Source organism: Thalassoroseus pseudoceratinae (genome assembly GCF_011634775.1).
Lineage (GTDB): Bacteria > Planctomycetota > Planctomycetia > Planctomycetales > Planctomycetaceae > Thalassoroseus > Thalassoroseus pseudoceratinae.
Genome location: NZ_JAALXT010000006.1, coordinates 497,104 through 509,121 on the forward strand (window position 1 = coordinate 497,104; position 12,018 = coordinate 509,121).

General features: G+C 53.7%; 11 protein-coding genes. All 11 read right to left on the bottom strand.

All coding sequences use genetic code 11. From position 1 onward, the window contains the following. Nucleotides 1–177 precede the first annotated feature (177 nt). The 11 genes from G6R38_RS22535 to G6R38_RS22585 all read right to left on the bottom strand — a co-directional run bounded on the left by G6R38_RS22535 (nucleotide 178) and on the right by G6R38_RS22585 (nucleotide 11,930). Entirely contained in the window at nucleotides 178–1,515 is a 1,338-nt protein-coding gene (locus tag G6R38_RS22535) for a dihydroorotase (protein WP_166831018.1), read from the bottom strand. Nucleotides 1,516–1,597: 82 nt separating this feature from the next. Then, nucleotides 1,598–2,290 carry a zinc ribbon domain-containing protein gene (locus G6R38_RS22540; protein ID WP_166831019.1) on the bottom strand — a complete coding sequence of 231 codons (693 nt, stop codon included), beginning with the start codon at nucleotides 2,288–2,290 and terminating at the stop codon, nucleotides 1,598–1,600. A gap of 114 nt (nucleotides 2,291–2,404) precedes the next feature. Next, nucleotides 2,405–4,057, bottom strand: coding sequence for an RNA polymerase sigma factor RpoD (gene rpoD / locus G6R38_RS22545; protein ID WP_166831020.1), 1,653 nt, complete (start codon nucleotides 4,055–4,057; stop codon nucleotides 2,405–2,407). 236 nt (nucleotides 4,058–4,293) lie between these two features. Continuing rightward, on the bottom strand, nucleotides 4,294–6,219 hold the full coding sequence (gene dnaG / locus G6R38_RS22550) for a DNA primase (RefSeq protein ID WP_166831021.1): 1,926 nt from the start codon (nucleotides 6,217–6,219) through the stop codon (nucleotides 4,294–4,296). Between the two features lie 573 nt (nucleotides 6,220–6,792). After that, entirely contained in the window at nucleotides 6,793–7,119 is a 327-nt protein-coding gene (locus G6R38_RS28505; RefSeq protein WP_166831022.1) for a potassium channel family protein, read from the bottom strand. Next, the gene (locus tag G6R38_RS22560; protein WP_166831023.1) at nucleotides 7,116–7,544 is read right to left on the bottom strand and encodes a hypothetical protein; all 429 of its coding nucleotides are present in this window, start codon (nucleotides 7,542–7,544) and stop codon (nucleotides 7,116–7,118) included. Before G6R38_RS22560 ends, G6R38_RS28505 begins: the two co-directional genes overlap by 4 nt. 107 nt (nucleotides 7,545–7,651) lie before the next feature. After that, the gene (locus G6R38_RS22565; RefSeq protein WP_166831024.1) at nucleotides 7,652–7,999 is read right to left on the bottom strand and encodes a hypothetical protein; all 348 of its coding nucleotides are present in this window, start codon (nucleotides 7,997–7,999) and stop codon (nucleotides 7,652–7,654) included. Between the two features lie 182 nt (nucleotides 8,000–8,181). Then, nucleotides 8,182–8,721, bottom strand: a complete 540-nt coding sequence (locus tag G6R38_RS22570) for a hypothetical protein (RefSeq protein WP_166831025.1) — start codon at nucleotides 8,719–8,721, stop codon at nucleotides 8,182–8,184. Nucleotides 8,722–8,895: 174 nt separating this feature from the next. After that, complete coding sequence (locus G6R38_RS22575; protein ID WP_166831026.1) at nucleotides 8,896–9,135, bottom strand: hypothetical protein; 240 nt, start codon at nucleotides 9,133–9,135, stop codon at nucleotides 8,896–8,898. A 78-nt stretch (nucleotides 9,136–9,213) separates the two neighbouring features. Continuing rightward, a complete protein-coding gene (locus tag G6R38_RS22580; protein ID WP_166831027.1) occupies nucleotides 9,214–9,381 on the bottom strand; it encodes a hypothetical protein in 168 nt (55 codons plus the stop codon). 2 nt (nucleotides 9,382–9,383) lie between these two features. Then, nucleotides 9,384–11,930: a M1 family aminopeptidase gene (locus G6R38_RS22585; RefSeq protein ID WP_166831028.1), complete on the bottom strand. Its 2,547-nt coding sequence runs from the start codon at nucleotides 11,928–11,930 to the stop codon at nucleotides 9,384–9,386. Between the last annotated feature and the right edge of the window lie 88 nt (nucleotides 11,931–12,018).

Consider the following 12,018-nt stretch of genomic DNA (forward strand, 5'->3'; position numbering starts at 1 on the left):
ATGACTTTCCAGCGGTTTGGCATTTCTCGAATGACCTGGTCAATGGAAGGCCACATACAATGGCGACCAGTGACTATTTGTGCAATATAACTTGACCAAAAAACATGTCAGATCAACCGATTCTATTGCGTCCAGCAGACGTGCGTTTGAAGGAAACAACTTCCAACCGCAGCGATCTTAGTCTGTTGTGGCCCAATAGCCGCCGCGATCGTGATCGAATTGCACTTCCGCTCCGCGATGCTCGGTGTCCAAGCGACCGTCATCATAAACGAGGTTCCCACCAACCCAGGTCTTCAAAGGTTGCCCAGTCAACGCCACGCCGTCCCATGGACTCCACCTGGACTTCGTGACTTGCTCGGCATTGCGGATCGTGTGCGTTCGCTCCAAATCGACGAGGACCAAGTCGGCATCGTAACCGACTTCGATCCGCCCCTTCCCGACCGCGTCCCAAACACGTGCGGGAGCATCGCACATCCAGTGGACGACTTGTTCCAAGGTGCACTCACCACGATGGACGGCATCCAGCATCAACGCCAACGAGTTTTCGACAGCCGGCACACCGGACGGCGATTTCGGGTATGGCTGATCCTTCTCTTCCAACGTATGCGGTGCGTGATCAGTCGCAATGACTTGAATGACATTCGACCGCAATGCGTCCCACAACGCCCGGTTGTCGCAATCGGTTTTGATCGACGGATTCATCTGCACCAACGAACCGAGACGTTCGTAATCGTCGATGTTGAAGAACAAGTGGTGCGGGCACGCTTCCGCGGTGATGAGATTGTGGTGTTCCTGCAAGAACTCCGCTTCGTGAGCGGTCGAAACGTGTAGCACATGGAATCGATGATTGTGCCGCACCGCCAAATCCACCGACCGTTTTGTGGCAATCAAAGCGGCTTCATGATCGCGAATCAGCGAATGATCCGCGTAGGATTTTCCGCCATCCAACCGAGCTGCATTCGCTCGGACGGTTGTTTCATCTTCGCAATGAGCACAAATCGGCAGCGACGTTTCCGCGAAGATTTTCTCGAGCGCGGCTTGCTCGTCGACCAGCAAATTCCCAGTGCTTGAACCGATGAAAATCTTGATGCCCGGCGTACGGTTCACCGATTGCAATTCAGGGACGTTATCCGGCGTGGCACCAATGTAGAAACCGTAGTTCACCACACACTTCGACGCCGCTAGGTCGAGTTTCTTGTGCAGCTCTTCCTTAGTAATGGTATTCGGATTCGTGTTCGGCATTTCAAAGAACGTCGTCACGCCGCCCTTCGCACACGCCAAACTGCCGGTGTGCAAATCCTCTTTGTGGGTTAGACCGGGATCGCGAAAGTGCACCTGATCGTCGACAACGCCCGGCAACAAATGGAGACCACTTGCATCCACACGCTGATCGACCGCGGCCGTCGTCGCCGGATCGAGATCAAGAATCTTCCCTGATGTGGAATCGATCAACACATTCACCGACTGTTTTCCAGACGGCAGAACACACTCAGCACCGGCAATCAAAGTTCGCATAGCGAGGATTTGGAATTCCCAAAGAAACTAACAACAATTCGGACCGGTAGCGACCAACCGACCATCCACACCCGACAAACCGTTACGCTTTGTAAAGCAACCGACCACACGAGCGGCAAAACAGGTATTTGCCTGTGTTGACTTCCACGTTGTGTTGTGGGCTCAATTTGGTGTAGCACGCTTGGCAGGTTTTATTTTCGACCGGGCTCAGACAGTTGGCCCCCTGAACGGCCACAACGCGGCGGTACTGCTTCAGAACGGTCGCCGGAATCAGCTTTTCTCGGTCCGCCACTTGGCCAGCCAGTTCTTCTTCTTGTCGCTTCAAGCCGGCTTCAGCGGCGGCGATTTTTTCCGCGATCTCTTTGGCTTCCGCCTCGGCATCGACAACGGCAGCCTCGGCCTTCTTCACCGCACCTTGTTGGTGATCGATCCGTTCCAAAGTTTCCAAAATTTCGACTTCCGCCACTTCTTTCGCGGTTGTGTCGGCTTCGATCTGCCGTTGAAAGACATCGAACTCTTGGTTCGTCTTGGCGGCGTTCAGCTTCACGTTCAAGTCGACAATTTTGCTTTCGAGAACCTGCAAGTCCTGGTTCTTCACACTCGCGGTGTGCTGCAAATCCTTGAGGTGTTGCTTGGCATCTTGAAGTTCTTGCTGTCGCGTCTCAATGGCTTGCTGGTAGCGGGCGATTTGCTTCGGCCCCCGCCGTAGCGACTTTTGCACATCATGCAGCTGCAAGTGCAAATCGTGCAGTTCCTTCAGATCAACCTCGGACATCAATGGCTCCCCTGGAATATCGACCGACAACTCTGTTGCATTGTTTCCTTCTTGATTCGAATTTTGCAATGGCCAAAGAAAAAAGCCGGTCAGTAATGACCGGCTTTGACCGTTTTAGTTGACTGCTCCGACGAGCAATCCATCCAAGAACCCTTTTAGTTGCTTGCTTCGCACGGGATGCTGCAACTTGCGGACGGCTTTGGCTTCGATTTGCCGCACCCGTTCGCGGGTCACTTTGAAGATACGACCGACTTCTTCGAGCGTGTACGTGTAACCGTCACCCAGGCCGTATCGCAGTTTGATGATCTCGCGTTCACGATAGGTGAGGGTTTTCAGCACGACATCGATTTTGTCTTTGAGCATTTCTTGCGTCGCTGCCGAAACGGGGCTTTCGCTTTGCTCGTCTTCGATGAAGTCGCCGAAGTAGCTGTCTTCACTTTCGCCGACCGGGCGATCCAAGCTGATCGGGTGGCGGCTAATTTTCATCACGCGGCGGGTTTCTTCGAGTGACACGCCAGCGGCTTCGGCGGTTTCTTCGATGGTGGGCTCGCGACCTTTCTCTTGGAGCAGTTGCTTGCTGACCTTCCGCAGCTTGGACATCGTTTCGATCATGTGCACCGGAATCCGAATGGTCCGGGCTTGGTCGGCGATGGCTCGCGTGATCGCTTGGCGAATCCACCAAGTGGCATAGGTGCTGAATTTGTAACCGCGACGATATTCGTACTTGTCGACGGCTCGCATCAACCCAGTATTGCCCTCTTGAATGAGGTCCAAGAACGACAGCCCACGGTTGCGGTATTTCTTGGCGATTGATACCACCAGTCGCAAGTTACCGCCGGACAGTTCCCGCATGGCTTGCTCGTAAGCACCGAAGCGTTGATTGATCAGCTTGACCCGTTTTCGCAGGGAATCCGGCGTTTCACGGGTCATCGTCATCAGGTCTTGCAATTCATGTTGCAAGTTGGCTCGTTCGTCTTTCGCGCTCTTGAGTCGTCGCAGCCGTTTGATTTGCCGTTCGATTTCCGTCATGCGGCGGGAAATCTGTTCGAGCTTTCGCAGCGTCGGTTGCAACCGTTGGGTGCGGAGCGAAAGTTCTTCGATGAGATTCACCATCTTGCGACGGCGAATTTCCATCCGTGCGGTGGCGGCTTTCTTGTCGTCTTTGCTCGAATCCGGCGAGACGACAATGTCGAAATCGGCAATGTTTTGATCGCGAAGGTACTCGAGTGTCGCGATGTTTTGTCCCATGCGACCGAGGATTTGATGCTTCTCGAATCCTTCGGTGACGGACACTTTGATCGTGCGGTCGAAGGGCAAGTCGCCTTCGTGGACTTTGATCATCACGTCCAACGATTGTTGCAACGCGAAATCGCTTTCCAACAGTGTGCGTCGAAATCGTTTGCGAGTGATTTCGATCTTCTTGGCGAGAGCGATTTCCTGATCGCGGGTGAGCAGCGGAATCTCGCCCATTTGCGTCAGGTACATCCGGACGGGGTCGTCGATTCGGCGGGACCGATCTTCTTCCGAAAGTTCCCGAGGCTTGCGGGGTTTCGATTTCTTTTTGCCATCGTCGACGGGCGGGAGGCCGGCTTGTTCGTCACTGATGACATCCAAACCAATTTCGTCCATGCACTCGACGAGGTTGTCGAGTTTTTGCGGATTCGGGGCTTCGTTCGGCAGGTAAGCGTTGACTTGTGAGAAGGTCAGGAACCCCTGCTTCTTACCGCGAGTGATCAATTCGTGGAGGTCGTTGTGAAGTCGATACACGGGGCGCGGTCTCCAAATAGTCGGGTTGTTTTCGTTGATCAATTGGGACGATAGTGGCAAGTTTTCAAACTCAACGCTTAACAGGTATTGAGCTTACGCTCGCAAAATGTTTCGCTCTGTTCGGCCAAACTTGAGAAGTTTGGTAAAAAAACTTGCGGATCGGTTCATTTTCATTTCAGTTTGGCAAGAGCGAAGCGAAAACCAATCGCGTCGATCTTGTGGCCGCCAGCGTCTCGTTAGGAGTTGGCTCGGCGGGCGTGGTATTTCTGAACTTTTTCCAACAGGCGGAGTTGCTCCGAGCGATCGACCGGGCGAGCCGCTTCCACCGGAGAATCAGGCGATTCCCCAGCGACCAAACCCGTCAGTCGGCCTTTGAGCGGTTCTTGATTTTGCCGCTCGTACCGAAGCTTGAGTTGGTCGATCACGTAGTCCGCGTGGGTCGTCCTCTTGCCATTGTTGGTAATGAAAGGTTTTGCTTCCTGCAGAAGCCGATCGATCCGTTTCTGTCGTGCATGATCGTCGATTCGAATTGCCAATCGCTTCAACTCCGGATCCTCCAGAGCTGTCGAGACCAAAGAAAATGACGGTTCGTCTCCCTGCTCCGCCAAGTCATAACACAGTTGCAACAGTTGCCTGAGTGCCAAATTCGCCACCGCCTCTGGGCCGATCTCCTGTTGGAGCCGAAACACGATCGACGGTACGGCGAAAATCATCTCCAAGAGTTCGCACTCGATCACATCATCGGGGTTGTTCCAATCCACACGCAGTGGTTTCGGTTGGGTTTGCGAGTGAGAAATCCGCGTCGGTCGTTGGTTGCCGCCTTGTGAGCGAGTTGTGTTGAGTGTTTCCCGAATCGTGCGTTCGTCGATCATCAACAGACCGGCCAACCGGGCCACAATCAACGATTCGCGAGCCGAACCGCTGAGTCGGGGAGACTGCGCCAACGCCGTCGCCATTTCAGCGAGCACCCGTTGTTTCGCATCCACCGAACTCACGCCGATGCGTTCGACACACGAATTCAATTTGTATTCCCACGCTTCGGCAGCGTTCGCAATGCGATCTTTCAACGCCTCGCCGCCATGTTGGGACACGAAGTCCGCGGGGTCGAGTCCGCCGGGAAGGGTGAGAATTCGCAAATCGACATCTTCCGCGAGGAACTTGGTGATGGCTCGTTCGGTGGCTTGTTGACCCGCTTTGTCACCGTCGAACACCAGCACCACTTTCTGGGCAAACCGTTTCAGGTTCCGCACGTGATTTTCGTTGAGTGCAGTCCCCAAAGACGCCACGACGTTCCGCACGCCGTACTGATGAGCGGAGATGCAATCGGTGTACCCTTCCATCACCGCGACGGTGTTTTCGTCCTTAATGGCCTCGCGAGCCATGTCGAAAGCGTAGAGCAGGCTACTCTTTGCGAAAACTTCCGAATCTGAACTATTGATGTATTTGCCGAACTTGCCGTCGTCGTCTTTTGGTAAAATTCTCCCTCCGAAACCCACCGGACGTTCACGCAGGTCGCGAATGGGAAACAGCACGCGGCCGAAAAACAACATCTCGTCTCGCCAGCCACCGCCGTCTTGTTTTTGGGTAATGAGTCCCGCGGCTTTTAGTTCTTCAGCCGGAAACTTCTTCAAGCGAGATTTTTCAAGCAGCCATTGCCAATCCTGTGGGTGATAACCCAACCGAAACGCTCGCCAAATCTCGGGACCGTAACCGCGAGATTGAAGATATTCCCGAGCGGCCGCAGCGGCTCGGTCGTTGAGTAGGAACTCGTGACACAGCGTTTCCGCCCAGGAGACGTATTCATACAGCCGACTTTTGCGGTCTTTTTGTTCCGGCGAGGTGCGGCCGATTGTGCGGGGCATCTCCAAACCAGCACGATCGGCGAGCATTTCCAACGCTTCGCGAAAACCGACGCGGTCGTGCTTCATCACGAAGGAAAAGCAGTCGCCGCCTTCTTCACACACCCAACAGCGATAACTTTGCCGATCGGGGTAAACGTGAAAGGATGGGTTTGTGTCATCGTGGAAGGGACAGAGGCCGACGAAATCGGATGAGCCGCGAGCGGTGAGGGCGATCGATTCGCCGATCAGCTCGACGAGATTGGTCCGGGAGCGGACCTGCTCCTTGAAATCGGTGGAGAACCCGGAGGAAGTTGTCGCCAAGTCCAATGCCACCCGTGTCCCCTGTTCCAAGTCACCAACTGATCGTTACCACATCGTTGAGGCTGGCGTGGTTGTTGGCCAGTCCTCTCTGCCTGTCGATTCCATCCGACCCACCCAACTTGCGAAATCCCTGCAACGCGTTCTCTATTATCTCACGAAAAACTCGCTCGACGAGACAAGGCAACGTATGTCAACCAAATCTGTCGGCAATCTGCTTCGTGAAGCGGTCGGGTCGTAAGGGAAGTCTACACCATGCAGAAGGCCGGTCAAGCAGACGTGAAACGAGTTTACGATAACAAAAGGCACCATAACCTCAAAGACCACCGATGTTTACCAAAAACACGCATGACTCAAAATGATGCCAAACCACAACAACCCCGCAAACCCGTTCCCTTCGCGCACCCAAAAACTCCCCCAAACCCACCAATCAAACTGCAAGAAGCTAGACACTTAGTATTTAATAAATTCAACCGATTTTATGGTTTGGGTAGTGTCCTAATTTCAATTCCTGGGAAATAGTTCGTGCGGTGAGCGCATAAGAAAACCCCGCTGTGGTGATACAGCGGGGTTTTCTTACTTTTTGATGTTTGCAAACACGTAACCGACGCCAAAAACGAGCAAGACGATTCCTGATCCGACTTCTAAACATGCCCAGATTCGCGGCCACCCTGGTGATGGATGCAACTCACCATAGCCAGTTGTCGTTATGGTAATCCATGAAAAATAGACAGATTCTCCGAAGCTGTCCCAGGTGCGGGGCGGATTGCCGTTGATCCCAAACCACCAGTACAATGAAGGAAAGAATACCAACCCTATTGCGGCATAAGCTGACAGCACGGACAGAACGAGCTTTACCTGCTTGCTGGTTTCCTTCTTTTGTGGTTTTGCCGAGCGTCTCATTCCATGTGAGCAATTACAAATGCGGCAAATGAACACACTGAAACCAAGGTTGAAACACCGACAATTCCAGCGGCAATGTTACCAAAAAGTGGAGCCGTAACCCCGAAAATCAACAGCAGAACACTGAATAAAAACGCAGTTACAAAAGACCAAATGCAGGTCAATAACCAAGTATGGCCAACTTCATTACCTTCTGGTTTATCGTCAACTATTTTCATTGCTTGCGCCCTCGCGAACGCACTTATGACCATTGTTTTTGTTTTTCTGTCTAATGGCCGTGTGTCGTCTCGTAGAACTCCGCTACCTGCCACCTTTTCAAAATACTCACCGAAACTTGAGAGTGGAGATGCGTCACCACTTCCGTATGGAGTTGCTTCGTTGGGGTCTGTGGAAGTGTAGGTAATGTCAGGTTCTAGCGTTTCCATCCCATCACCATTTTAGCATCGAAGAAAACCGGGCCGACACAATAAAATCGGTCCGGTGACTCAACAACGTAACAAACTTTTTGTTCACTCGCTACGCAACCTTTCCATTAACCGCCGGTTTCTTGCGGCCCGTTGTCGGCTGGGCTTGTTCCTTGCCGAAATGAATCCAGCCCCGATTTTGCGTAGGTCGCACAATGGCGGACGGTCGCGATATCGATTGTCCCGGTTAGATTCGCATGTTCAACAGCAAAGCTTTCCGCCATAACCACGGTGGCAAGCCAGGCAGGTGGTAAGTTATCGCGAATGCTTTCACCTGCTTTTAGTCCGAGCATCCTCCGAAGCTCTTTTGCTCTCATGCCGAAAACGCTGGCATAAACCGTATCGGTATATGTTGCGTACTCCGCCCCAGTCGAGACGCCGTTTTGCTTCAACACGTCAGTGAAGTTGTTTCGCACCGCAACGCTCGTTGCGCGCAACGAGTCCGTACTTTTTGCGGACATTTTTGTGCCCTATCCCAAAAAGAGGATTGAGATTGATGTGCACAGCGTGATAGACTGGAAGTACCACCTTGCCAGTCTAATCCACTGTGCACCAAGAGCCGCAGAACCACTCTGCGGCTCTTTGCTGTTAATGGTGATCAAAAAGTATCGTTGATACCTGACTCCTCTGAAAAACACTCGGCGTTACCATTTACTCCATACGAGTCGACTTCATCGTCACTTCGCTCTTGGCTATCTGGCGATTGAGGCATTGTGTAGGAGCTTGGCCGTCGACCGCTCCCTCGTTCGAGCAGTACAATCTCACCATCCTCGGCTAGTCTTGCCAACGCTCCGGAAAGCGAAGTCCTGTCTGCTTCTGCTCCGGCTTTCTCGATGATTTCTGCCACGTCTCGCACAGAAAACTCTTTAGGAACTGATTTAAGTGACCGGCGAGCGCGTTCAATGATCGTCAACTGCGACCACTCATTGTCGTTACACGTCTCGCTTGCGTTAAGATGTAACGAGTTCTCAACCGTTTGCTCTGGCACACTCACTGACTGGCCGTATCGTTGAGTTAGTCTCCTAACACGCTCAAGAGCATCTTTATTCTGGCGATACTCTTTGTCAGCCTCAGCGATGGCTCTTTCCCGCTCCCGCTCCACGTCCGCCATTAGCTTCTCGAATTCAGATTGATTCATGGTTTGATTATCGCAAGCAAGGAGTTGTCATTCAATATGAATCCAAGCTACGAACCCAAAAAACGGCATAATCAACACAAGCTACGCAGTTAGCATCAAAGCAAGAAAGGCCAGCAGGACGATTCTGGTCCCACTGGCCCAAATAAACGTAGCTACAACTTCCGTGCCAATCGCTCAAAATGTATCCGTCGTCAGTATCACCTTCTTATCAATAATCCATGACTCAAGGTGAGCCATTGGCATGTAGAACTCGCTCAGCCATTCAGTTGAAGCGGTTCTGAAAACGACCACGGACGGTAAGCCAGGAAAACTGAATGTAAATGTCTTGGATGGCGTCGTGAAGGCGAAGTAGCTTCCCACATACACGCCAAGAAATGCCAACACGACGATCAACGTGGGCCGAACGGTTTTCATCACTTTCCCTTCGTTCTGGTGTTGGCGCATAAGAAAACCCCGCTAGGTGATTCTAGCGGGGTTCGGTCATTTCGGGAATTACTCGCCTCGCATCCGTTCTAACAACCGCCGATTCCGTGCGGCCTGTTGTCGGCTTGCTCGCAACTCCATGACTTCGTCGTACAACCGTTCGATGTTCCACAATTCATCGACCACGCCAGCGGCCATCGCAGGCGTTAAGCGGTGTCCGCCTTGGTGGTTTCTCACCCCTACTTGGCTTCGAGTTTGATGAGGCGGTCTTTGAGGCCGGTGTTTTGTTGGCGGAGTTCTTTGAGTTCGGTTTGGAGGCGTTTGAGTTCCGCTTTGGGGGACTCGGCGGTGCGGATGGCTTCGGCGGCTTTTTCGGCGGCGGTGCGGACGCGGCCGTTCGGGTCGTGCTCGGCTAACGCCTCGACCGCGGACAACGCCGATGTCGCCCGGCGACCGAGTTTGAGCAGAGCTTCCGCAGAAGCGCGGCGAATCGTCGGCGTCTCGGATTGATCGAGCAACCGTGTGAAATCATCGACGATTTTGGTCGTCTTCTGCTCGGAAAACTCGAACCGCGTGAGACATTCCGCCAGCGACGCAATCGCCGAGGCTCGGGCGGCACGTGGATGGCCTCGGTGAATCCATTCGTGCAACACCTCCACTGCTTTTGCCTCGCTCGAACGCCCCAGCCCCCGAAGTGCGGCTTTGCGGATGATCTCTTGCCGGGAATCGTGATCCAACGCGGCGAGCAACGGTTCGATGTCCGGCTTCTCCTGGACTTTGGCGAGCGACTCAATCACGGCGGCGGTCATCGCGTCGCTGGGGTCGGTCTGCTGGGCGAGTTTCGCAAGAGCCGTGAGAGCCGTTTCGTCACGGGCGTACTCCCCCAAGGCTTTCGCAGCGGCGGTTCGCACTTTGGCTTCGGTTTGATCGCAGGCGGCAATCAACGCATCACGAGCGATGTCACCGCCGGTTTTCCCAAGTGCCTTGGCCGCTTCCACACGCACACCCCAAAAACGGTCGTTCTCCAACACCGTTTGCAACAGTTCGACATCACCAGACCGTTTGCTGCCGGCGAAATGCTCGATGGCTCGCAGTCGTTCCGGTACGGTGGGACCGTCGAGAAGTTGCCGCTTCCACCACGACTGCGGTTTGTTCTCCGTGATTTTCGCCAGCAGAGTGTATTCGGGATCGACCCGAATCCCACGCGGTTTCGATGGAACCGGCAAATAGAACGAAACGTTCTTCGATTCAATTCGGCGTTCGATTCGCTGCGGTTTCGCGTCCTCGAATTCCAGCTCAATCGCCAACGGAAACTGGAATGCGTCTTGGTCTTGTGTTTGTTTGATGTCGATCCGAACCAAGTGGTCGTCCGCTTCATAAGCGGATTTGACGTCCAACAGCGGATGGCCGGGGCGTTCGGTCCAATCGTAGAAAAAACGCTCGAGTGAGTAGCCCGTCATGCGTTCGAGAATTTGCCGAAGATCGGTGGTTTCCACGGACTGATACGCGTACACCGTACCGTAACGTTGAATGGCCCCGAAGAATTCTTCGTCACCGAGCTGACTGCGGAGCATATGAAGAATCCAACCGCCTTTGGGATACGACCGGGAATCGAACATCGAGAACGGTCGCGGGTAATGCCGATCGACCACCGGGCGTTTGAGGGCCGTCCCACTGCGTGCGGACTTCGCTTTTCCCCACAAAAGATAATCGCGTTCCTCCCGACCGAGTTTGTGCTCCCACCACAACACTTCGCAGTATGTGGCGAAGCCCTCGTTCAGCCAGAGATGCGACCAATCTTGGCACGTCAGCAAATCGCCCCACCATTGATGTCCCAATTCGTGAGCGATCAAGCGGTCGGGTGTGCTGTCAAGAAGTGCGGTTTCGTCGTGCATGACACTCTGATTGAGCGTTGTCGCACTCGTGTTTTCCATCCCGCCGAAGTCGAATTGCTCGACCACAACTTGAGCATACTTTTCCCACGGGTATTCGATGCCGAACCGCTCGCTGAAGAAGTCCAGCATTTCCCGCGTGCGGCCGAACGTGCTGTTGGTGTCGGCTTCGTGACCGGGTTCGACGTAGTAGGTCACCGGTTTGCCCCGCCATGTTTCCTCGGTGACGACATACTCCCCCACCGCAAGCGTGACCAGATACGACACATGCGGTTTGGCCTGTTTCCAATGGAATTTGGTTTTCGTATCGGTGTCTTCGCGGGAGAGCAATTCGCCGTTGGAAAGTGCCTCCATGCCCTTGGGAACGGTGACGATCATCTCGGTCGTTTGCTTCTCGTTCGGATTGTCGTAGCAGGGAAACCAATACCGATTCGCAGTCGGTTCGCCTTGGCTCCACACCGATAACCGTACGTTCGGCTCGGCTTTCGTCGGTTGGAAGAAGTGCAAGCCGTCTTCCGGTTCACGGACACGATATTGAACCGTGACCTGCCACAACTGTTTCCGCTCAGTGGTCTCGGGGAATTCAATCGTGAGCTGTTTGCCGTCGTAGCTGTGGGAAAGTTCGCGAGGCTTCCCGCCCTTCATTCCCCCAGTGACGGAAATTACTTCGTGATCAATGGCGTCGAGTGTGATCGTGTTGAGCGGACGCAGCGGAGTGAATTCCAACGTCGCTGACCCGGCCACCGTTTTCGCTTGGAGATCGACGTCCAAATTCAAGCGAATGTGGAGCACGTCCACCGGACGATCGGCGGCGGTCCGGAGTGGTTCCTCAGCCCATGCTGATTGAACGAAACCCGCCAACAACACGTTCAAGACGATCAGTCTCAACGACATCAAAACACCCTTTGGCTAGACCATGTCTAGTTTGAATGCAGCGGCTGGCGCTATGTGTTTCGTAGGAAAAACCCATTCGAAGACGCTA